This window comes from Bradyrhizobium sp. RDI18 (genome assembly GCF_043203335.1).
Lineage (GTDB): Bacteria > Pseudomonadota > Alphaproteobacteria > Rhizobiales > Xanthobacteraceae > Bradyrhizobium > Bradyrhizobium retamae.
This window is the reverse complement of sequence record NZ_JBICRN010000008.1, coordinates 1,497,045-1,518,103: the sequence shown is the minus strand read 5'-3', so window position 1 is coordinate 1,518,103 and position 21,059 is coordinate 1,497,045. Positions and strand designations below refer to the sequence as shown.

23 protein-coding genes, 1 tRNA gene and 1 pseudogene are annotated in these 21,059 nt (G+C 62.9%); 12 read left to right on the top strand and 13 right to left on the bottom strand.

Annotated features, from left to right (window positions below; all coding sequences use genetic code 11):
• Positions 1–119: 119 nt before the first annotated feature.
• The 3 genes from ACFXS9_RS16245 to ACFXS9_RS16235 all read left to right on the top strand — a co-directional run bounded on the left by ACFXS9_RS16245 (position 120) and on the right by ACFXS9_RS16235 (position 1,789).
• Positions 120–989: an oxaloacetate decarboxylase gene (locus tag ACFXS9_RS16245; protein ID WP_392690293.1), complete on the top strand. Its 870-nt coding sequence runs from the start codon at positions 120–122 to the stop codon at positions 987–989.
• On the top strand, positions 986–1,285 hold the full coding sequence (locus tag ACFXS9_RS16240) for an acylphosphatase (protein ID WP_392690291.1): 300 nt from the start codon (positions 986–988) through the stop codon (positions 1,283–1,285). The genes ACFXS9_RS16245 and ACFXS9_RS16240 overlap by 4 nt, the downstream gene beginning before the upstream one ends.
• 66 nt (positions 1,286–1,351) lie before the next feature.
• Positions 1,352–1,789: a nuclear transport factor 2 family protein gene (locus ACFXS9_RS16235; protein WP_392690289.1), complete on the top strand. Its 438-nt coding sequence runs from the start codon at positions 1,352–1,354 to the stop codon at positions 1,787–1,789.
• On the opposite strand, the gene ACFXS9_RS16230 is transcribed toward ACFXS9_RS16235, so the two are convergent.
• Entirely contained in the window at positions 1,677–3,824 is a 2,148-nt protein-coding gene (locus ACFXS9_RS16230) for a diguanylate cyclase domain-containing protein (RefSeq protein WP_392690287.1), read from the bottom strand. The genes ACFXS9_RS16235 and ACFXS9_RS16230 overlap by 113 nt on opposite strands.
• A 229-nt stretch (positions 3,825–4,053) precedes the next feature.
• On the opposite strand from ACFXS9_RS16230, the gene ACFXS9_RS16225 reads away from it, so the two are divergent.
• The 3 genes and pseudogenes from ACFXS9_RS16225 to ACFXS9_RS16215 all read left to right on the top strand — a co-directional run bounded on the left by ACFXS9_RS16225 (position 4,054) and on the right by ACFXS9_RS16215 (position 6,736).
• Positions 4,054–4,611, top strand: a complete 558-nt coding sequence (locus tag ACFXS9_RS16225; RefSeq protein WP_392690285.1) for a GbsR/MarR family transcriptional regulator — start codon at positions 4,054–4,056, stop codon at positions 4,609–4,611.
• 27 nt (positions 4,612–4,638) lie between these two features.
• Positions 4,639–5,304 carry a DUF4166 domain-containing protein gene (locus ACFXS9_RS16220; RefSeq protein ID WP_392690283.1) on the top strand — a complete coding sequence of 222 codons (666 nt, stop codon included), beginning with the start codon at positions 4,639–4,641 and terminating at the stop codon, positions 5,302–5,304.
• Positions 5,301–6,736: pseudogene (locus ACFXS9_RS16215) on the top strand (TIGR01777 family oxidoreductase). The gene ACFXS9_RS16220 and the pseudogene ACFXS9_RS16215 overlap by 4 nt, the downstream one beginning before the upstream one ends.
• Before the next feature lie 27 nt (positions 6,737–6,763).
• On the opposite strand, the gene ACFXS9_RS16210 reads toward ACFXS9_RS16215, so the two are convergent.
• Together ACFXS9_RS16210 and ACFXS9_RS16205 are read right to left on the bottom strand one after the other, a co-directional pair.
• Positions 6,764–8,281 carry an ATP-binding protein gene (locus ACFXS9_RS16210; RefSeq protein WP_392690281.1) on the bottom strand — a complete coding sequence of 506 codons (1,518 nt, stop codon included), beginning with the start codon at positions 8,279–8,281 and terminating at the stop codon, positions 6,764–6,766.
• An 82-nt stretch (positions 8,282–8,363) separates the two neighbouring features.
• Complete coding sequence (locus tag ACFXS9_RS16205) at positions 8,364–9,233, bottom strand: LysR family transcriptional regulator (protein ID WP_392690279.1); 870 nt, start codon at positions 9,231–9,233, stop codon at positions 8,364–8,366.
• Positions 9,234–9,335: 102 nt separating this feature from the next.
• On the opposite strand from ACFXS9_RS16205, the gene ACFXS9_RS16200 reads away from it, so the two are divergent.
• Positions 9,336–9,764 (top strand): 4-oxalocrotonate tautomerase family protein, encoded by a 429-nt coding sequence (locus ACFXS9_RS16200; protein ID WP_392690277.1) that lies wholly within the window; start codon positions 9,336–9,338, stop codon positions 9,762–9,764.
• Positions 9,765–9,816: 52 nt separating this feature from the next.
• Here the strand turns inward: ACFXS9_RS16200 and ACFXS9_RS16195 are convergent, their stop codons facing one another.
• Positions 9,817–10,236, bottom strand: a complete 420-nt coding sequence (locus ACFXS9_RS16195; RefSeq protein WP_392690275.1) for a tautomerase family protein — start codon at positions 10,234–10,236, stop codon at positions 9,817–9,819.
• A 94-nt stretch (positions 10,237–10,330) separates the two neighbouring features.
• Between ACFXS9_RS16195 and ACFXS9_RS16190 the strand changes: the two genes are divergently transcribed.
• Positions 10,331–11,203 carry a LysR family transcriptional regulator gene (locus tag ACFXS9_RS16190; RefSeq protein ID WP_392690273.1) on the top strand — a complete coding sequence of 291 codons (873 nt, stop codon included), beginning with the start codon at positions 10,331–10,333 and terminating at the stop codon, positions 11,201–11,203.
• A 42-nt stretch (positions 11,204–11,245) separates the two neighbouring features.
• On the opposite strand, the gene ACFXS9_RS16185 is transcribed toward ACFXS9_RS16190, so the two are convergent.
• Together ACFXS9_RS16185 and lipB are read right to left on the bottom strand one after the other, a co-directional pair.
• Positions 11,246–11,545 (bottom strand): hypothetical protein, encoded by a 300-nt coding sequence (locus ACFXS9_RS16185; RefSeq protein ID WP_392690271.1) that lies wholly within the window; start codon positions 11,543–11,545, stop codon positions 11,246–11,248.
• A gap of 103 nt (positions 11,546–11,648) precedes the next feature.
• The gene (gene lipB / locus ACFXS9_RS16180) at positions 11,649–12,377 is read right to left on the bottom strand and encodes a lipoyl(octanoyl) transferase LipB (protein ID WP_392690269.1); all 729 of its coding nucleotides are present in this window, start codon (positions 12,375–12,377) and stop codon (positions 11,649–11,651) included.
• Between the two features lie 62 nt (positions 12,378–12,439).
• Here lipB and ACFXS9_RS16175 point away from each other — a divergent pair, with 62 nt between their 5' ends.
• Together ACFXS9_RS16175 and ACFXS9_RS16170 are read left to right on the top strand one after the other, a co-directional pair.
• On the top strand, positions 12,440–12,682 hold the full coding sequence (locus tag ACFXS9_RS16175) for a FliM/FliN family flagellar motor switch protein (protein ID WP_392690267.1): 243 nt from the start codon (positions 12,440–12,442) through the stop codon (positions 12,680–12,682).
• A gap of 97 nt (positions 12,683–12,779) precedes the next feature.
• Positions 12,780–12,864, top strand: a tRNA-Leu gene (locus ACFXS9_RS16170).
• 207 nt (positions 12,865–13,071) lie between these two features.
• Here ACFXS9_RS16170 and ACFXS9_RS16165 read toward each other — a convergent pair.
• The 5 genes from ACFXS9_RS16165 to ACFXS9_RS16145 form a co-directional block, all read right to left on the bottom strand.
• Positions 13,072–13,581: a MarR family winged helix-turn-helix transcriptional regulator gene (locus ACFXS9_RS16165; RefSeq protein WP_392690265.1), complete on the bottom strand. Its 510-nt coding sequence runs from the start codon at positions 13,579–13,581 to the stop codon at positions 13,072–13,074.
• Between the two features lie 32 nt (positions 13,582–13,613).
• The gene (locus tag ACFXS9_RS16160; RefSeq protein WP_392690263.1) at positions 13,614–14,762 is read right to left on the bottom strand and encodes an Acg family FMN-binding oxidoreductase; all 1,149 of its coding nucleotides are present in this window, start codon (positions 14,760–14,762) and stop codon (positions 13,614–13,616) included.
• Positions 14,763–15,140: 378 nt separating this feature from the next.
• A complete protein-coding gene (locus ACFXS9_RS16155) occupies positions 15,141–15,707 on the bottom strand; it encodes a type II toxin-antitoxin system VapC family toxin (protein WP_392690261.1) in 567 nt (188 codons plus the stop codon).
• A gap of 1 nt (position 15,708) precedes the next feature.
• Positions 15,709–15,957 carry a hypothetical protein gene (locus ACFXS9_RS16150; protein ID WP_392690259.1) on the bottom strand — a complete coding sequence of 83 codons (249 nt, stop codon included), beginning with the start codon at positions 15,955–15,957 and terminating at the stop codon, positions 15,709–15,711.
• Positions 15,958–16,313: 356 nt separating this feature from the next.
• Entirely contained in the window at positions 16,314–16,625 is a 312-nt protein-coding gene (locus tag ACFXS9_RS16145; protein WP_392690257.1) for a hypothetical protein, read from the bottom strand.
• Positions 16,626–17,400: 775 nt separating this feature from the next.
• Between ACFXS9_RS16145 and ACFXS9_RS16140 the strand changes: the two genes are divergently transcribed.
• The gene (locus ACFXS9_RS16140; protein ID WP_392690255.1) at positions 17,401–17,826 is read left to right on the top strand and encodes a hypothetical protein; all 426 of its coding nucleotides are present in this window, start codon (positions 17,401–17,403) and stop codon (positions 17,824–17,826) included.
• 468 nt (positions 17,827–18,294) lie between these two features.
• The gene (locus tag ACFXS9_RS16135; RefSeq protein WP_392690253.1) at positions 18,295–18,669 is read left to right on the top strand and encodes a hypothetical protein; all 375 of its coding nucleotides are present in this window, start codon (positions 18,295–18,297) and stop codon (positions 18,667–18,669) included.
• 61 nt (positions 18,670–18,730) lie between these two features.
• Here the strand turns inward: ACFXS9_RS16135 and ACFXS9_RS16130 are convergent, their stop codons facing one another.
• Together ACFXS9_RS16130 and ACFXS9_RS16125 are read right to left on the bottom strand one after the other, a co-directional pair.
• Positions 18,731–20,017 carry a polysaccharide deacetylase family protein gene (locus ACFXS9_RS16130; RefSeq protein WP_392690251.1) on the bottom strand — a complete coding sequence of 429 codons (1,287 nt, stop codon included), beginning with the start codon at positions 20,015–20,017 and terminating at the stop codon, positions 18,731–18,733.
• A gap of 184 nt (positions 20,018–20,201) precedes the next feature.
• Positions 20,202–20,996, bottom strand: a complete 795-nt coding sequence (locus ACFXS9_RS16125; protein ID WP_392699808.1) for a polysaccharide deacetylase family protein — start codon at positions 20,994–20,996, stop codon at positions 20,202–20,204.
• Between the last annotated feature and the right edge of the window lie 63 nt (positions 20,997–21,059).

Sequence of the window (21,059 nt, the reverse complement as noted above, 5' to 3'; positions counted from 1 at the left end):
CTGCGACAATCCACACTTCCTTTCGCTGCACGATGGATTGCTTCGCGGAGCCTGTCATCCGTCGGCGCTTCGCGCCGACCGGGTGGCTCGCAATGACGGTAGATAGAACTGAGGGCACCATGGCTTTTCGTCAGCGCCGAGAGAGATTGCGTTCCATTATCGCCGGCCCCGCCTGCGTCCGGCCAGGATCAGTCTATGACGCGACCTCGATCCGCATTGCGGAAGACCTCGGCTTCGAGCTCGGCATGTTCGGCGGCTCGGTGGCCTCGCTGGCCGTTCTCGGCGATCCCGATATTGCGCTGATCACACTGACGGAGCTGGCCGAGCAGATGCGGCGGATGTCGCGTGCCTCGACACTGCCGGTATTGGTCGACGCCGACCACGGCTACGGCAATGCGCTCAATGTTCGCCGTACCGTGCAGGAACTCGAGGCTGCCGGCGCCGCTGGCCTCACGATCGAGGATACGCTCCTGCCGCCAGTGTTCGGGCAGGCCGGAACGCAATTGATTCCGCTCGAGGAGGGCGTCGGCAAGATGAAGGCCGCGCTTGATGGCCGCAGCGACCCCTCGCTGGTCATCATGGGCCGCACCGGCGCCGTGTCCGTCACCGGCCTTGACGACGCCATTGAACGTGCGAGGGCGTATGAGGCCACCGGCGTCGATGCGCTGTTCTTCACGGGCATCAAGAGCCGGGGCGAACTGGAAACGATTTCCGCCGCGACGAGATTGCCGATCGTGCTCGGTGGTGCGCCCGAGGACATGACGGCGCTGGATTATCTCGCCGGTCAGCGCGTGCGGATCGCGCTGCAGGGCCACGCGCCATTCGCCGCCGCAACGCAGGCCGTCTATCAGACGCTGAAGGCATTGCGTGAGGGAACCTCGCCGAAAAATTTGAACGGCCTTGCGTCTGCCGAGTTGACCAGCCGGGCCATGCGCGATGCCGAGATAAAGGCGCGCGCCGGCGCATTTCTCGGGTTGAAGAATAAATGAGCGATGCAATTCGTCATGTCACGATAAGCGGCCGGGTGCAGGGCGTCGGCTATCGCGCCTGGGTCGACGACACGGCACGGGCGCGCGATCTCGAAGGCTGGGTACGCAACCGCAGGGACGGCCGTGTCGAGGCGGTGTTCGCAGGTCCCGCGGAGCCGGTGACAGCAATGATCTCGGCTTGCCGGCGAGGACCGTCGTCGGCGTGGGTCGAGGCGGTACAGGACGACGCCGGCAATCCCGAGATGCTGAAGCTCCGGCGGGCAGGGGAGCGGTTCTCGGTGCTGCCGACGATATAGCGTCGGTGCCGGTTTGAACCAGGGCCCATTCGCGGAGCCTCCGACCTTGACCGACCCAGTCCGCCAATGGCCTATTCGGAAGATCGAACGCGCAGAGCAAATATCAACCATCCGACTGGGCGGAGACGGGCGATGGACATTCGATCGACGCTGACGGACCTATGTGATGCCTTCAACGCGCACGATCTTGATCGCATCATGGCGTTCTTTTCTGACGATTGCGTGCTGGAGATGCCGCGGGGAAGCCAGCCTTGGGGGGCTCGTTTCGAGGGCAAACGGAACGTACGGGAAGCGCTGGCAACACGCTTCGAAGGCCTGCCTGACGTCCACTACGGCAAAGATGAGCATTTTGTGGATCTGACTGCCGAGACCGGCATCTCAAAATGGACACTCACAGGCACCACCCGCGAGGGCACGAGAAAGGAGGTCCGAGGTTGTGACTTCTACACATTTCGCAACGGGAAGGTGATCCGCAAGGACTCTTATTGGAAAATCGTGGAGTAGGTGCGGCGTTGGCTTTTCGCGTCCAGCAAAGCGGATATTCAGCGAGCTGCTTTTGCACAGCTAGATAGCACCTGCGCGCCCTAGCTAATGCGTCCGTTCGCCCGGCGCGAATTCGCCGTCGTGCTGGAGGGGAGGCGCTGTCGACATATTGCAAGTCGACTGTGGAATACACAATGCTGCGATTGCGGCCGAGGCGCTTTGCCTCGTAGAGGGCGGTGTCGGCTTCTCCCACCAGCGCGGCCTCGTCGATTGTCGAACGGGTTTTTGCGGCAACGCCTGCGCTGATGGTGATGTAGCCTCGGCTCGAGGCCGTGTTCGGAATGCCGAGCGCCCGAACCGTCAGCCGGATGGCTTCGGCCACCCTCATTGCATCGTCTTCCGAGCTGTTCGGCAGCACGACGGCGAATTCCTCGCCGCCATAGCGCGCGGACAGGCCTGACGTGTTGTCGGTCGCATTGCCGATGGCTTTTGCAACCGCCTGCAGGCAACGGTCGCCGGCCTGATGCCCGTAGGTGTCGTTGTAGCCCTTGAAATTGTCGATATCGAACAGCAGCACCGAAATCTCTTCGCAGGCCTCGTATTCGCGCCGTAGGAAGCCATCGAAGGTGCGGCGGTTGGTGAGCCCGGTCAGCCCGTCGGTCGCGGCAAGCTGGGTGAGGCGGCGGTTGAGCTGGGTCAACTCATCTTCCATCCGCTTGCGTTCGGTGACATCGCGGATGACGCAGAGGAATTCCGTCCGCGCCGGGTCGCTGGTTGCGGAGGCCATCTTGAACTTGCTTTCCACCCACGCCAGCGTCCCGTCGCCCCGATAGTGCCGAAACACGACCGTGCTGACGCTATCGGCGCCGTCGATCCGGATGGTAGCCGCTTTGACGCTCTCCCTGTCGTCCGGGTGGACCAGGTCCAAGCATGACTTGCCGAGCAGGTCCTTTGGACGCAAGCCCAGCACCGGCTCGGCCGATCGGGAAACATAGCGAAGCAGGCTGTTGGCATCGATGAGGATGATGATATCGGCGATGTTGTTGGCCAGCAGGCGATAATGCGCCTCGCGCTCGCGCAGCGCGCGCTCCGTCTTGCTGCGGAAGCGGAACTGCAGGGCAACCAACGCCGCCAGCATAAGGATCATGCATAGCAGCACGCCGGCGACGATGGCGTCGGTTCGCAAGCCCTTCCACCATTCGGAAAGCAGCCAGTCTTCCGATATGGCCACCGTGACCACCATCGGGTAGTGCGGCGTCACCTCATAGCCGAGGTGCTTCACGATGCCATCGAACGGCGAGATGATCTTGTAGTATCCGACAGAGCTTTGCTTGAGATGCTTTCTGAACAGGTCGGTCTTGGAGAGATCCGTGCTCTTGTCCGACTGCGGCCAGCGCATCAGGAGCGCACCATCATTCCGTATCAGGCTGATGCCGCCGTCGGGGCCGAGCTGGAATGTCCGGTAAAAGTTATTGAGGTAATCATTGTCGATCGCTGCTGCGACGACCCCGCCAAAGCTGCCGTCGAGCTTGGTGATGCGCTTCGAAAGAACGATCATGGAGGATCGATCGTCCACACCGGATTGCATCAGTTCGCTGATCCGAAGCGTGTTGTCTGGTTTGTCACGATGGTAGGCGAAATAGCTGAGATCCGAGATGGTATAGCGCGGTGTCTCCGCCAATGACGAATAAGTCCAGTTGCCCTTGGCATCTGTGACGCCGATGCTCCGCAATTGGGGCAGCGTTTTCGCCGTTTCAGCGAGGTATCTGTTGAACCGGTCCGGAATGGGATCCCTGTATTTCAGCAAGTCGACCATCCCGCCCATCGCGATATCGACCGCTTGGGTGGTGTGCGAGGCATGCTCGGAAAGCGAATGCGCGAGGTTCTGGATCTCGGAGCGGCCGCTCGCCAGCGCCGCCTTCTTGGCGTCGAGCACCTTCCAGGCCATGACGCCGAGGATGCAGGCGGTCATGACCAGCGCAAAGGCGATGACCAGGGACGTCGATGTCACCCGCCGCAGCGGCCCGCCGGGATCTGGGGGATTTCGATGGGGCATTCCGTGCCTTGATGCCGCGCCAGACCTCGTTGCTGGCAGCGTGCGAGCGGAGTCTCAAGACGCGACCGGTACTGGGCGGTTAACGGGTTGGCCGGGAAAACACGGAGTTACGAACCCAAGTTCCATTTCAGGAACGCGCGCCGACCCACGGGAAGCTCGGCGCGCGGATCAGGTCCTCCAAACCGCAAGAGGCCTTGACAGCCGCACAGTAACGTCAGATATTTCTGTCATGACAGAAAAGACCGACAAAAAGAAACTCCCTGCCGTGGCCGAGCGGTTCATCCTGCACTGGGGTGATATGGGGGACGAGTGGGGCGTCAACCGCTCGGTCAGCCAGATCCACGGTCTGCTGTATCTCGCCGAGGCGCCGATGACCGCGGACGATATCGCCGAGACGCTCGGCATGGCGCGGTCCAACGTGTCCAATTCCATCAAGGAGCTGCTGGCCTGGAATCTGATCCGGCGGGTGCCGATCCTCGGCGACCGGCGCGATCATTTCGAGGCGGAAACCGACATCTGGGAAGTGGCGGCGCGGATCGCCGCCCGCCGCAAGGAGCGCGAGATCGATCCGGCCATCGATGCGCTGCGCGCCTGCGTTTCCGACGCCGCTGACGATCCGACCATCAGCCCGGTCGCGGCCAAGCGGCTGAAGGAAATGCTGGCTTTCACCGAGCTGGTCGACCGCTGGTACACGCAGATGCTCAACGTGCCCCGGCCGCGGCTGGTCGCGCTGATCAAGCTTGGCGAGAAGATCGTCAGCTTCTTGCCGGCGGGGAAAGCCAAATAGGGCAGAGGGGCAGAGCAGGAGCGTGTGATGGTGTCCACAAGAGTACCAAGGCTTCCCGCAACGCCTGCCTCGAACACCATCCTGCTCGACGACCATCGCTTTCACGATCTGTTGCCCGACGAGGAATGGGGCCGACTGCCGTTGGCGATCTGGCGGCGATTTTCAAAGCGCTTCGCCGATGGCGAAACCGTCGTCTATGTCGGCACGGTGGAGGAGGCGAGTTTCAGCCGCGCCGGCTGGTGGCTGGCGCAGCTCGCGCGCGTGATCGGCGGGCCGTTTCCGCTATGCACTGAGACCGGCGTCTCGATGGCCGTGATGGTGACCGAAGATGCGGCGAGCAGCGGCCAGATCTGGACCCGGATCTGCGCGCGCAGCAACGGCTTTCCGCAAGTCATTCACTCGGCGAAACGGTTCGCCGGGCCTACCGGGCTGGAAGAATATGTCGGCTACGGCGTCAGCATGGCGTTGCGCATTGCGGTCGAGCACGAGGCCCTGGTGTTTCGCAGCGTCGGCTATTCCATGCAGATCGGGCCGTTGCGGTTGCCGCTGCCGCCCTGGCTCACGCCCGGCGATCTCACCGTGACCCATTCCGACCTCGGCGGCGGCACGTTCCGCTTCACGCTCAAGATCGTCCACCCCCGCCTTGGCAGGCTCATTCGTCAGTCCGCCGTGTTCATGGAGGCCGCATCATGACGTCGTTGCTTTGGATCCTGATCGCCATTCAGGTCGTGATGGGCGTGTTCGACACATTCTACCACCATGAGCTGACCGAGCGGCTCGCATGGCGACCATCGCAGCGCTATGAGTTGCAGCTTCATGCGTTGCGCAACATGCTCTACGCACTCTTGTTCCTGGTGCTGGGCTGGCTGGAAGTGCACGGCGTCTTCGCCATGCTGATCATCGTGGTGCTGGTTGCGGAAATCGTCATCACGCTGATGGATTTCGTCGAGGAGGACATGAGCCGGAAATTGCCGGCCAGCGAACGCATCAATCACACGCTGCTCGCGATCAATTACGGCGCCATTCTGGTGCTGCTGCTGCCGGTCCTGATCGGTTGGGCGGGGCAGCCGACCGGCGTCAAATCGGCTTACACAGGATGGCTAAGCCTGATCGCGGCGGCTGCGGCCGTCGGCGCCGCCTTGTGCGGGCTGCGCGATTTCACCGCGTCAAAGCGCCTTTCGCGAATGACGAGTGCGCCGGCGGCAAGCCTGGTCGAAAAACTGCCCGACCGGCAGACGGTGCTGGTCACCGGTGCGACCGGCTTCATCGGCAGCCGCCTGGTGGCAGGCCTGAGTGGGGCAGGGCATCACGTGATTGCGCTGGTGCGCAACCCTGCAAAGGCCGACATGCTGCCGCCGCCGATCACGCTGATCACGAGCCTCGATCAACTTCCGGCCGACACCCGTATCGATGCGATCGTCAATCTCGCGGGCGAGCCGATCGGCAACGGGCTGTGGACCGAAGCCAAGCGCCGCAAAATCCTGGATTCCGCATCAACATGACCGGCGATGTCATCCGCCTGATCGCGCGGCTCGAGCGCAAGCCGGCGGTGCTGGTCTCAGGCTCGGCGATCGGCTGGTACGGGCTCTGGCAGGACCAGGTGCTGACGGAATCGGCCAAATCGCATGCCTGCTTCAGCCATGAACTCTGCGACGCCTGGGAGAAGGCAGCGCGTCCAGCGGAAGAGCACGGCGTGCGGGTGGTCTATTTGCGCATCGGCCTCGTGATCGGCACCGACGGCGGCTTCATCACGCGAATGCTTACGCCGTTCGAGTTCGGCCTCGGCGGGCCGCTCGGTTCGGGCCGGCAGTGGATGTCGTGGATCGAGCGCGACGACCTGATCCGCCTGATCGCCCATGTGATCGCGCGCCCCGAGATATCAGGACCGGTCAACGCGACGGCGCCGATCCCCGTCACCAATCTGAAATTCACCGAGGAGCTTGGCCGACGCCTGCGCCGGCCTGCGATGTTCCGCATCCCCGGCGGGCTGTTGCGCCGTATCGGCGGCGATTTCGCCAATGAATTGCTGCTGGGCGGCCAGCGCGTGTTGCCGAACAAGGCGCTCAGGAACGGTTTTGTGTTCCGGCACGAAACGCTGCGCAGCGCCTTCGAGGCGATCCTGTGAGGAGGGCAGTGGCCCACCAGCCAGCAATCACCGCGGCAGTTTCGCGATCGCCTGGCTGAGCTCGTGGATTTCGTAGGGCTTGCGCAGAATCGGAAAGTCGCCGCGCACGTTCCGCGCGGAATCGCTATAGCCGCTGGTCAGGAGGATCGGCAGTCCGGGTCTGACGGCCTTCAAGTGGCGCGCCAGACCGAGGCCGTCCATTTTGCCGGGCATCACGATGTCGGAGAAGACGAGGTCTATTCCGTCGAGTTCGATTTCGCGCAACGCGGCTTCGGCGCTCGCTACCCTGCGCACAGTGTAGCCGAGCTGTTCGAGCAGCCCGGTGCTGACGGCTGCGACATCAGGATTGTCCTCCACCAGCAGCACGGTGCCGCTTCCGCCGGTTTCGACCGCGTCGACGTCCCCGTCAGCATCAGCGGGCTCCTTTCGCGGCAGCAGGATCGTGATCTTCGTGCCCTTGCCGAGCTCGCTCGCCACCTTGACCGTTCCGCCGGCCTGATGGGCGAAGCCGTGAACCTGCGATAGTCCGAGACCCGTGCCCTTGCCGATCGGCTTGGTGGTGAAGAAGGGATCGAAGATCTTGCCGAGCACATCGGGCGCGATGCCGGTGCCGGTATCTTCCACCGAGATCGCGACATATTCTGTCTCGGCCTCACCTGGTGTGTCGTTGTGCGCCGATATCGTGATGACGCCGCCGCCGGTCATGGCGTCGCGCGCGTTGATGACGAGGTTGACCAGCGCCGTCTCGAACTCGGTGACGTCGACCATCACCGGCCAGACGCCCGGGTCGACGTCGAGCTGCAAGCTCACCGCGCTGCCGACGCCGCTGTCGAGCACCTCGCGCATCGCATCGATCCGTTCGGCGATGTCGACGACCTGCGGATTGACGCTCTGCCGCCGCGCGAATGTCAGCAACTGGCTGGTGAGGGAAGCGCCGCGTTTGGTCGCTCCTTCGATCGCCGATAGCGCCCGCAGGCACCTGGGATCGTTGCCCACCGCTTTCTTCAACGTGTGAAGACTGCCGCTGACGATCATGAGAAGATTATTGAAATCGTGCGCCACACCGCCGGTCAGTTGGCCGAGCGCATCGAGCTTCTGCGATTCCGCGAGCTGCTGGTGCATCCGTTCGAGCTCGAGCTGGGCTTCGCGGCGTTCGGTAATGTCCCGGGTGATCTTGGCGAAGCCGACGAGCTTGCCGTCCTCGTAAATCGGATCGATGACGACGCTGGCCCAGAAGAACGTGCCGTCCTTCCGAACGCGCCAGCCATCCTCCTCGTAGCGGCCCTGTTCGCAGGCAATGCGCAAGGCGCGAAGCGGCTTGCCATTCGCGCGGTCGACGTCGGTATAAAAGCAGGAAAAATGCTGTCCGATGATTTCGGCGGGGGCGTAACCCTTGATCCGCTGGCCGCCGATGTTCCAGCTTGTCACCACGCCGGTCGGATCCAGCATGTAAAGCGCGTAGTCGGAAACGCCTTCAACCAGGAGTCGGAAATTGCGTTCGCTTTCGAATAGATCCCTTTGCTGATGCTGATCCTTTTTGAACATCCGGCTTGCCCATTTAACTGGCGCAAACGCTTGTCCTGCCGATTGGTTCCACGGCCATTAGGCTTTTTAACGAAATGGTGGGTTACCGCGCTGCGGCCACGCTTCTGAACGTCGCCGCCAGCGTCCGCAGCGCTGCGAGCTTGGTTGGGTCGCCGACCTTCGAGTGCAGCATCACCTTCGAGGAAGCGAGCCGCGGCAGTCCTTCAGCCGGCCCGATATCGACCAGGCCCGGTGGCGCGATCCGGTGGGCCAGTGGCGCCACCGCGAGGCCGGCCAATGCCGCGGCGGCCACGGCGGTGACACCGCCGCCGACAAAGCTCTCGCTCCACGCGATGCCGGCCTTGTCGAGGGCACGGACGGCAAGCGCGCGTATGCCGCAGGGCGGCGCCAGCATCGCCAGCGGCAGCGTCTCGCCGCGGCGCCAGGCCAGACTTTTGGCGGCAAACCAGCCGAAGCCGTCTTCAGCCAGCTTCTCGCCGCCGCGGCGGCTGCCTTCCTGGCGGACCACCACGGCATCGAATTCGCCGGCATCATAGGCGTCGAGTATCTGGCGCGAGAAGCCGATGGTCACGGAAAGCGCCAGTTGCGACGACACCGCATGCAGCCGTTCGAGCAACGGCACCAGTTCGGGGCCTGCGGCGTGATCGGAGATCCCGAGCGACAATTGCGGACGCGTGGGCTTGTCGCCCGACAGCGCACGGTCATGCGCCTCGATCAGCGCGCGGGCGTGGGGCAGGAACGCAGCGCCCTCGGCGGTCAGCGCGACGGTGCGCGGCGAGCGCTCGACCAGCCGCCGGCCCACGACGCTCTCCAGCCGCTGCAGCTTCATGCTGACGGCGGCCTGCGTCGTGCCAAGCGCTTCGGCGGCGCGGGTAAAACCTTGCAGTTCGGCGACCAGCAGGAACGCCTGCACTGTATCGATATCCAGCGTGCTCACGGGCATCATCAACATCGCTTATCATTGATATGAGTAAAGATAAGATACCAAAATGATGGCCACGGGTCTAGCTAGAGGGCAGCGCAATGCCAGCGCGCCAACTCAAGGAGAACGACCATGCCGCTCATCACCGTCACCTATTCCAGCGTGCGCAAGGCGCCGTCGCTGAAGGCCGAGATTGCGTTCGCTGTCAGCGATCTCACCGCGCGAATCCTGCGCAAGGATCCGAAGGTCACTGCCGTCATCGTGAAGTCGGTCGATGCCGCCGACTGGTTCGCCGGCGGCAAGTCGCTCGCCGAGCAGAGCCTCGCCAGCTTCTGGCTCGACGTTCACGTCAGCGAGGGCACCAACACCAAGGACGAGAAGGCGGCCTATCTCGCCGCGCTATTCCAGCGCATGGGCGAACTGCTCGGGCCGTTGCACGAGGAGAGCTACGCCCATGTCGATGAAGTGAAGGGCGATGCTTACGGCTTCGGCGGCCTCACCCAGGAGCGCCGCTACATCGCCGGCCAACTCGAAGTCGCGCCGCGGAAAGCCGCCGCGTGAAGATCGCCTGATGTGCGGACGGCGCTTGCGGCGCTGTCTGCACGGCTTGCTGCTAAGGGGCGGCGGACGTAGGGCTGGTTGCCATCGGCGCGTGGTGATTGCCGTATGCGAGTCCGCGTCCGAGTGACCAGTCCACCGGCGTATTCTCGGAGAGCGCGATCATAATGTCGTCTGCGGAAAATCCGGCGCCGACGGCCCGATCCACGATCAGCCGAAACAGGTTTTTCTTCTGATCGACCGTACGCCCTGCGAGAAACAAAATCTCGATGATCGACGCATCCGGTGTGCGCGCGACATTCGGGAACGTCGGGTCAATGAACATCATTTCGCGTGCGTAGGTCGAAACGAGCTGAAACCGATCGTCGGGCGGCACGCCGCAGGTCTCGACGAGACCCTCGTGCACGGCGTCGGCAAGGGCGCGAATTCTGGCCGGCTCAAGATGGGCCGGAACGGCGATGCGGGCGAGCGGCATGGGGACGACCTCCAAATTGTTGGGAGCTTCGTCCTATTCGTGCTAAGAATGGGGATAAATTCCCGATTTTGCGAAACACTCATACCAAAAAATCATGAATATGCTGATGCACCCGATGTCGGACCTCGCGGTTTTCGTCCGAACGGTCGATCTTGGGAGTTTTGCGGCCGTGGGCGCCGAAATCGAACTGACCGCCTCGGGCGTCTCCCGGATCGTGACGAGACTGGAGCGCCGCATCGGGGCCAAACTGCTGCATCGGACGACGCGGCGGCTGGTGCTGACGCAGGAGGGCGAAACGTTCCTGGTTCACGCGAGAAGTATCTTGGCTGCGGTCGAGGCCGCCGAAGCCGATGTCGCCTCCGTCCATGGACGTCCGCGCGGCCATCTGTTCGCAAGACACCGGCTTGCGCGACTGCTGCCGCAGTTCATGGACCAGTTTCCGGAGATCGCGGTCGATCTTTCGGTGAGCGATCATCGCATCGATCCGATCGCCGACCAGGTCGATGTCACGATCCGGGTCGGGCCGCTCGGCGACAGCGACCTGATCGCGGCTCGCCTCGGTGAAGTCAGACGCATCATCGCCGGCAGCCCACGATATCTGGAGCGCCATGGCATCCCCGAACAAGCCGCCGATCTCATGCGGCACAATTGCCTGCAGCTCAGCGGCTTCTCGCGCCTCGCGCAATGGCCGATGTTCGAGCAAGGCAAGCGGATCATGGTGCCGGTGAAAGGATCGATCCGCTCGGACAGCGCCGATTTCCTTCTCGACCTCGCGCTGGCCGGCGCCGGTCTCGCGCGGTTTGGCGACTTTTTGGGGGAGGCGGCCGTGAAGGACGGCAGGCTGGTGCCGGTGCTGTCGCACTGCCATGATCCCGATCCGCAACCGATCACGGCTCTGATCCTGCCGGGGCGGCAAAGCATCCCGCGGGTTCGGGCTTTCGTTGATTTCCTCAAGGCGAGCATTTGACGGGTTGGACAGCCGCTTCCGCGCGTACGCGCGGCTCTCCGCTCACACGATCAGCACATCCAGCACGGCCGCGGTTGCCGCCACAAGCGCGAGCGCAATCACGGTGGCTCGCCAAAGCAGTTGTTGCCGCGCCGCGCGGCGATCATGGAATGACAGCCAGTCGCGAACGAAACCGGCGGGAATGTTCATCGTGACGCCAAGCCTGGTCGGATGATGCAGTTCGTGATCCGCGAACATGGCGCGCACGTTCGCCACGCCCAGTCGGTCAAGTGCGCAATTCCATTCCCAGGCGTGCGTGCTGTTGGTCCATCGGTTCTCGAAGGGAAGCCTGTGCGACATCATCGCGACCTCCGCTGTTCACCGCCTGCCTCTGATATGTGGCCGCACTCGCCGTGGCGGAAGACCTCAAGGGAAAGCGGCGATGGAAGCGGGATCCGATCGACAGTCAGGCCGTTGCCGCGGGCAGGTCTGCCATGGTCGTTCCGAACACTTCCTGGAACGCCCGCCGGAGCGCGATGTCGACGTCTTCCATCGCCACGGGCAGGCCGAGGTCCACGAGTGAGGTCACCCCGTAACGCGGATCGGCAACGCCGCAGGGGACGATAGCGGAAAAATGCGAAAGCTCCGGCTCGACATTGATGGCGATGCCGTGGAACGACACCCAGCGCCGCAACCGCACGCCGATCGCGGCGATCTTGTCTTCGTGACCCACCCCCTTGTCCGGCCGCCTGACCCAGACGCCGACACGATCCTCGCGGCGCTCGCCGCGCACGTTGAAGGCATCGAGCGTGCGGATGATCCATTCTTCGAGGCCGGCAACATAGGCGCGCACGTCCGGCCGGCGCCGCTTGAGGTCGAGCATCACATAGGCCACCCGCTGGCCGGGACCGTGATAGGTGAGCTGTCCGCCGCGGCCGGTGGTAAACAGCGGGAAGCGCTGCTCGAGCAGGTCGTCCTGCCTGCCGCTGGTGCCGGAGGTATAGAGCGGGGGGTGCTCCAGGAGCCAGACCAGTTCGGTCGCCTTCCGCTCGGCGATCTCGGCCGCGCGGGCCTCCATTGCAGCCACAGCTTCGGGATAGGGGACCGGTTCCGCCGAAATCCGCCATTCGACCCCGCCGCCGCCTTGGGCTTGCGCGAAGGTCGTCAAATCAAGGCTTTGGCGGTCATTAACCATTGGCTAACCATAACGTGTTCAGGTGGGAACCACACCAATTTAGTCCCTTTGGCGGTTCAGAAGTGGCCACCCTCGATAAAGTCAGCGTCGATCTCATGGTGGTGCTCGGCACCACCACCATGCCCATCCACCAGGTGATGCGGCTTTCCCGCGGCGCCATCATCGAACTGGACGCCACCGAGGCGGACGAGGTCAAGATCCTCGCCAATAACTTGCCCATTGCCACCGGCGTGGTGCTGGTCGATCGCAACCGCATCGCGGTCGAAGTCAAGCAAATGCTGCCGAAATCCCCTGATGTCAGGTAGCTATCGGAGCGCAAAACTTCCTTGTCCCTCCATCCCTGATTTGTTACATCGCAGCCGTTGATCCGGCGGGCTGCAATCCTTCCAGCCGGTATCCCAAGCGCTCGTGGCGGAATTGGTAGACGCGCTGCCTTGAGGTGGCAGTGAGTAACATCGTGGGGGTTCGAGTCCCTCCGAGCGCACCACAAATCCACGTTGGCACTGAAATCATTGGGCCTTTTTCGATGGTTCGCGGATGCGGCAGTTTTGCTCCGGCTGCGCGCAGCCGATCAGGAGAGCCAGGATCAGAAACGGTAGCGATCGGCGCGCCAATGCCACCGTAACTCCTGTTCGGAAACAACGTCCTGCGGTTGGTGATTCCCGCGGACGAAGCCCTATTCCGTCCAGTATGTCTAAGCCTCGCGATCTGGCTCGTCGCGGCGCCGATCGAGATAAGCGCGCAGTTCGGCGAGGAACGGTAGCGCGTCGTCGAGCCGCCCGCCGAACACTGTTTCAAGTTCAGCGGTCACAGGCTCAAGCGCCTGGAGCGCCTCGGCACGGGCGCGCCGTCCGCTGGCGGTGATCGTGACACGCTTGGCTCGGCCGTCGGCGGGGTCGGGACGCACCATGATCCAGCCGTGAGCCTCGAGCCGTTGCAAAGTGGACGACATGGTGCCCTTCGTGACCTGGAAGGCGCGCGCCAGTTCGAGCGGGCTGCTCGCCCCCTCGATCTGCACGAAACGATTGAGCACCGTAAACTGCGCCAGGGTCATGCCGTCCGGCATGACCCGCTCGAACAGCGTCGCGCCAAGCTGGCTGATGATGCCGATCTCGTTCATCACCCGGAACGCGAGGGGATCGTTCGCAGGCAATCTGTCGCGTGTGGGCATGTCGGGCCTTTCAGCGTGATCGATCTCCCGCACACGGGTTATCCGATTCGGCCGCGTTGGAATTGTCAGACGGTTCTGATCCGGCCTTCGAGCGGCCAACGTGCCGATGGCGTCACCGGCGCAGCGTAACCCAGCCGCGCTAGCATCTGCAGCGTCTCGCCGTCGGCAAGCGACAACCGGCGGCTGACTTCCTCACGCACCTTCGCCATCTCCGGGAATTCCTGCAGCGCCTGGCTGACTGGATGCATCGACAGCCCGGCACGCGCCGCGTGCAAATTCATGCGAACATAGACACGGCCGGCCTCGAGCTGATCGGTTCGCGCATTCGCGCGGCTGACAATCCAGCCATAGCCCATCGCGGTGGCGATGATCGGACGATACTTGTCGATCCCGGCGCGAAACGCAGCGCTCGCAGGATTCAGCATCTGCTCGCGCGACAGAAGGCCCATGAGCGCCATCGCTTCAAGCAAAGGGCCGCCGAGCGCAATGCCGTCAGGATTTGCCTCGATCTCGGCTTTGCCGATGCGCATCAGATCGACACTCTCCTTGAACGCCGCGTGCGTATTCGCCTCCACCATCCACGCGGTCCATGTGAGCGCGCGCAGGTCTTGCACCAGCGCCATGTCGTCCGTCCCGCCGACGCGGGCGCGGGCCGAGCCGAACGCCGCCAGAGCCTCGATGGCCGCAGACGGCACCGGCCGGCTGGTGTCGAACGGCTCCTTCACCGAGCGCCGGATCGTAATGGCACTGAACAGGGGGTCCGCCTGCGCTTCGCCCACAAATTTCAGATGCGCAATCGGCCGGCCGTCCAATCGTCCGGATGCTTCAGGCATCCCCTCGGGGAATTCCCCGATCGCGAGACTGACGCCACGCTCAGCGGCAGCGATGCGAGCGAGCTCGAGGAAGCAGCCGAAGCCGATCGTGATCTGCCGGTCGAACGGATCTGTAACCGGCAGACGCCGCTCGAGATCGCAATGGATCAGCGCTTCATCTTTGCCGACCAGCGTGATCAGCCAGGGCTGACGGTTGTGCGGGTTTGGCGCGAGGATCGCGTGGCGGAAGGCATGCAGGCGCACGTCGTCCGCCGGGGACACCTGCCACGGCGCGAACGCTCGGTGCGGCGTCCGGGTCGCCGCGAACGCAGCACCCACGCCCAGCAGCGCAAGGCCGGCGCCGGCGGCCGAAATGAGCAGGTTTCGTCGTGACGGGTTCATCGCGCGTCCCTTTGGTTTGATGTCATACTATTTTAGTTCGACACCAAACCAATTCAAGTGACAAACGCTTCCGCGAGCGCGATTTCTGATCAAGCCCGCGTGAGGTCCACCTTGACTGGCGCCCCGCAGAGACCGTGGGCCGTTTTCCGAACCGAGCGAGAAGCCGCGCACGCTGATGCAGTAGCATGCCGAGACCGTCAGACGCCCGGACGTTGCCCAGTAGCGTAGCCCATCGTAGAGGTGGGCGGGCTCGTACTTTCATTCACCAAAGCCTGACTTGAACTCTAAGCGACGGCCTTCGGGGATTCTGGCCTCAACCAGGGCTTGGAGGTCGGCAAGAGAAATGTCGTCAAAATCTTTTTCAAACATCAATGGGGGTCATTTCGAACGATAGAACAGCACGCGTCCGGTTGGTATGAGCTGGAGTAGAATATCATAGTCGCCAACATTTGCAGTCAGGACAACGAGGCCGAGCTTTTGCGCCTGCAGGAAGAGCACGCTGTCCTGAAGCGCGCGCAACTTGCCGTCCTTTTCATATCGTTGGAGGCGGCAGAGGATCCCCGATAGCAGCGCGGCTCGTCCCAGCACCTCTATGTCCGGCGCAAATATCCGATGTGGCGGCATCGCTTTGATCTGCTTCCCGATCACATCGACGACAGAGGCGGTTCGCGCGTCGGATGGATTCAGCACGCCGACCGTGTGCATCAACTCCTGGATCGCGGCAGTCGAATGGTTGACTTGTCGCTGCGCGATCAGGTCGTCCAGGACCTGAGGCGAACGATCTTGCATTTGATCGATATAGACGCAGGTATCGAGCAGTAGTCCCTGTCCGGCGATCAGGCTGGCGCTGACGAATGGAAGTTCATCATCGCTGCGCCGTGCCAGCGTGTTTTCCGGATCGAACCGCGCCCAACGTCGCGCCGCGTCAAAGTCGAATTCCGCCACCTTAGAAACCGAGCTTCAACGTTGGGACCTTGCCCCGAGACTCCTTGAACGCCTCTGCGAAATTGTCCTCAAGTGCGACCGTCGCCAACGCAAACTCGATCAAGTCGGTATCCGTCTCTATGCCCGTCTGGCGCTTGGCCTGCCGGACCAAGGCCGGACTCACCCGGCCACCGATGCGGCTGCCTTTTTCGCTCAGAAGGCCAGATTGTTCCGCCGCCAGCATGACCGCTTCAAATCGGGCCTTGCTCACGACAAGCCCGCTGGTCGCAAGCTCACGCTTAGAGGTCTTTATCAGTACCGAGCTGCCCTTGGATGCAGCTCTCCTCCGTTTCGCCCGGAGCAGTGTAGGCTTGTTCGCCGGTGCCTTTGCCATGGAATTTGGCCGTTCGTTAGACAAAAATGGATTTTGTCTAACATAGCGCTTTGCCGCCCCAGCTTCAAGGCGTCTGCCAAGGGAGCCTGGAGGGAAGGGTGCAGCAAACTCATGCCCGGCCGCGCTGCATCGCGGCAGCTCCGTGTATCGGTGATGCGACCGCCCTCCGAGCGGACCACCTGAAAAATGGCTCCGCGGCCCGCATCCTGTTACGGGTGCAAGGGGCAAACCCGTCACGGCTCGGCCGGGCTCGATCGAGGTTTGAGCGGAATTTGGAACGTCTTGTATCGCGCTATCGCAGGAAAGCTGTCCGCGGCTCTGGTTGAGACTAACCCGACGACCGCGGCCGGAACTTCTTTGCCAACCAGCCGGCTGATCGCCGTGGTTTGACCTTTGCTCAGTTGGACGTCGGGCGCACCCGCTGCCGCCATCGCGGTCCTGACGCGGCTGATCGACGACTCCGAATATCTATCGTCGATCGCAATTGTCTTACCGGTCAGCTCGGAGACCGACTTGACGTCGGTACCTGCCACGAGGACGGCCACGAGAGCGTCCAGCGATGCATCCAATGTCGGGACCGACATTCGCTCCGCGACGGCAGATGCGGCCGCCACCTGCACTTCTGTCGTTCGGGTCGGCGGAACGTCAGTCGTTGGATGCGGGTCGGTGGCGCTTGCTGGAGGCGCTTGGGAAGCAACGGCATTGCCCGTCGTCTGCTGGTTCGCTTGCGGAGAAGGAACCGGAACGGGAATGGCAGCTTTCGCCGCGACCTTGATTGGCTTGGGTGTTCGACGGACCGCGTGGTCCGCGTGAGTTCGGGGCGGCCTGTCACCGCGCAAGGCGACGGCGGACACCGGTTTCGTTGCGGCAGAATCGCTCTCATACGACTCAGGTTCGATCGGCACATGAACCGCGGTCAGGCAGGCTAACGGGTTCAGGCCAACGCAGGATGGCTGTGTTGGTTGTTGGCTGCTGCAACCGACCAAGGCGACAGCCAGCGCGCAAATAAGGAGCGTCCTCAATCGATCCTCCTGAAGAGGTTGAGTGCTGCCCGCAATTCTTGCGGCTTGAAGGAGTTTGCGCTGATCCTCAATGAATGATGCAAAACTGTTAAATGCGCATTAAGCGTAGGCCACGTGCAGCTCGATGCGCCGGCATGGTTAACGCGCTTCGGATGAACAGAAGCGACCCGGCACTATCCCACGGTGCTCGCATTCACACGTCTGCCTTTTCGTTGCTTTCTTCCATGCGGGATTTCGCCACGAATCGGTCGCCATGCTCATGCGCTGGGGTTTTTCATCGAGTGATGGAGAATGACCGATGGCGAGTATCGAACGACTTCACAAAACTGCGCCGCTGGATTTAGCCAAGCTTGAGGAAGATGTCGTAGGGAGTCTTCCTGCGATCAGGGCGGCTCCATCGGGGCCGATGCCGGACTACGTCGAGCATGAAGAGGGCGTCACCCGCGTCGGTGCGCTCACAGCCGAGGCCGTGGTGCGTGACTATGAAGCCGCCGCCAAGGAAATCGAAGCCATGGGAGCAGAGCTGATCAGTGCGGCGAAGAGATGCGAGGCAATGACCGCCGAAGTGCATAATGCCATTGCTTTTATGCGCGATACCGCAGCCTCGTATCGTGAGGAAGCCAAGAAGATCTTCAAGCGCATCGAGGAATGCTCGATCTTTACCGAGCACGTTCGGAAGACCTGTGAAACCGTCAAACTCAAGATGATCGAAGGCAAGCCATAGCCGCGTTGAGCTATCCGGAACTTCGATCAGCTTTGTCGTCCCGACGCGAAGACCTGTTTTTGAATAGCGTGTGTGAATTGCGGCACACGGCTGGTGCCACGAATCAGCTTATTTTGAAGTCTCCTCCCTAAACTTGTACCCGCCGCAAATGGCGGGTCTCCTTTGCGGTATCCGGCGGTGGCGATCGCACGGCGTCGGTGCTGCGCGGCCGCACGCCTGATCGGCGGGTCTGTGCTCAGACCAAAAGTTGCAGGTTTGGCCCTGCACAATCGGTGCCGGTGAGGCAGGTGCGTGTCCGCAATGACACGCCGCCGCAATTCCTGTGGGACGGGGCGCGGGTTGATGTCCCTGCCGTCGCACCGTTCGCGTAAACTGAATGGGCCGGCCGGCTGCTGATTCCCGTCGGCTTCGCCGCGGTTCGGCGCTTCCAAGACGTTCGAGACTACCAAGACCACCCGGAGCATCTTCATGCTGTTTCTGAGCTACGCCTATCGATTCCTCTCCAACTTCGTGTTCCTGGCGCTGGTCTATTTTGCTTTGAATTTCCTCGAAAAGTACCAGCATCGCGTGGTCGTCGCGGTTCTCGTGCTGGTTTATGCCGGCATGCATGCGGCGTCCGCGCTGCGCTCGTTCCACTTCTTCCAGCGCATCGAACGGCTGGAACTGGAGGCCCGCCGTTTGGTGGCGGCGCTGGGCGAGGGGCCGAATTCGACGTCTACGCGCAAGCACGTGATCGCCGAAGTCAGCGGGCTCCGCCAAGCCGGCGAGATCAAGGCCTATATCGACCTGCTGTTTCTCGCCATCGTGATCCTGCTCTGCATTGCCAAGATCGTGGCCAGTTGAGCCGAAAGCGGCCGAGCGGCGGCCAGCGTCAGGAAAACGAATCGGGCGGGACCGCGGCCGGTCAGCGCTTTTTCAAGCCCGCAACGCGAACCGACCGCGCATTCCGCTTGGCTTGTGCCGCCGGCTTCGGCGCGGTCCCGCTGGCGCCCTCCGGCGCCTGCACGGTCTGTCCGGCTGATGTCGGCGGCTGAGCGGTTGCTGCGCGGTCGTGGCGACGGGATTTCCCGGCGAGGCTTGCCGAGGAGACTTCCGTTGACCGAACTTGCGCAATCGACGTCGTTCGCCGCGCGGACAAGGCCAGCATGGCTACGCGCGTCGATTCCGGGATCTTGAAAATACTCTCCGCCGGAATCGGCAGCGCGGCCAGCGTGCCGGCCGGCGGCAAACTCGTCTGGCGCGGCCACGGCGTTGCCGGCGGCACACCGCGCCCGCGTCGCGGGGCGTGCGCACCAAGATCGGCCGTGTGCCAGTCGAGATCAGACAACCCAGGAACGGGGAGCACGGCGGGGCCGGCAGCAGCGAATTTCGAGACCTTCGGCCAGCGCGAACTCGCCACCACTTCCGACGGCGGACGCAACTGCCATTGCTGCGGCTCGGTCGGCGTCGCCGGCCGCTCCGGCGTCGCCGGCACCACATGGACGATGCGATAGCCGCGTGCCTTCAGTTCGCTCAGGATTCTCGGCAGCGCCGTGACCGTGCGTGGCTGAATGTCGTGCAGCAGCAGGATGCCTTTCCCCTTTCGCTCCAGCCGCTGCATAGCGAGCTCATAGACGCGATTGGCGGAGACGTCGCGCCAGTCGTCGGCCGGAAAATCGGCGCTCCAGAGCTGAAGCCCCTTGGACGCGGCAAATTCCTCGATTTCGTCGGTGCGGCGCAGGCCAGGAATGCGCAGGAACGGCGCCAGCGCCGTACCGTCGCCGAGTGCCGCGGTCACCGACGCGATACCTTGCTCGATCTCCTGTTTGGAGCGTTCGAACGGCAGGCGATCCATGCCGGCCGGATGATTCTGGGTGTGGGTGGCGACAGTGTGGCCGGCATCGCGCACCTTGCGCACGCCTTCCGGACTGGCGTTGGCCTGGCTCCCGACCAGGAAGAAGGTCGCCTTCGCGCAATGGGCGGCGAGAATATCGAGAATCTGGTCGCTGTATTTCGGCAGCGGTCCGTCGTCGAAAGTCAGCACCACCTCACGGTCTTCGAGTGGCAGCGTCTTGCGGTATTGCATGGTGCCGATGATTGGATAGGCGCGCGGATCGACCACGATGGTGCGTGATGTGCCGATGGCGTCGGGATGACCCGGGCACTCGGCGGCGGAGGCTGTTTGTACGGTGAGGCAGGCCAGCGCTCCCATGCACAAAGCGGCCCATGGCCGCGTTCGGGGCCTTCGAATACGCTAACAATCATTGAACACCGGCTTTATTCCAACCCTTGGTTCCGACGACCAGCACCAAGGTTCAATCTTTCAGGCGGGCCATGCTTACACGAGACGCGATGAATCGTGCTTTAATCGACTGAACTTCATGCCGATTTTGGCTCTAATGTGCCTTGCCGGACACGGTTTTGGCATCTGCCGGGACGAGGTGGACCACGCGGTAGTGATTGTCGCGGAGGTAGCGCAGAAAGGCCGGCAGCATCGAAGCGGTCTGCGCTTTCGGATCGTGCAGCAGGATGATGCCCTTGCGGGCAATTTGCAGCCGGTCGGTGAGCAGTTTCAATTGCTGCGCCGGCGTCATCGGAGTCCAGTCGCTGGCCCAGAGATCGGCGCCGAACACGGCGATGCCGCGCCTTTGCAAGGTCTCCAGCGTGGCGGGCGTCATTTCAAAATAGGGGAAGCGAAAGAACGGCGTGGTTGGGGCCGTGGTGGCCGTGCCGTGCAGCGCCGTTTCTATCGCCGCGATGCCCTTGTCGATCTCGCCGATGGCAGCCTCCGGCTTCATGTATTTGAGATTGTGGTGGGTCCAGGTGTGGTGCGCGATGGTATGGCCCTGGGCGGCCATTCTTCGCACCAGTTCGGGATGTTCGGAGGCGCGCTTTCCGAGCAGGAAGAAGGTGGCGCGCACGCATTCCTGCGCCAGTGCCGCCAGTATCTTCTGGTCCGTCGGCTGCCACGGTCCGTCGTCGAAGGTCAGCACCACTTCGCGGTCTTCCAGCGGAAGCGTCTGTGGAAAGCTCTTGAGGCCCACGCGCGGGTAGGTAGCGGCATCCACCGCGAGAACGCGTGAGGTGCCGAGCCCGTCCTTGCGGGGACATTCGGCAGCCGTCGCCGCCGCAGCCAAGGTCATCAATGTCGCGACCGCCGAGCACAGCGCCGCGCCGAATTTCCGGGTCATTTGCCGCCGGTAATATTTGGCATTGCGCATGGCGCAGCCGATTGGGTAATGCGTCAAGCGTAG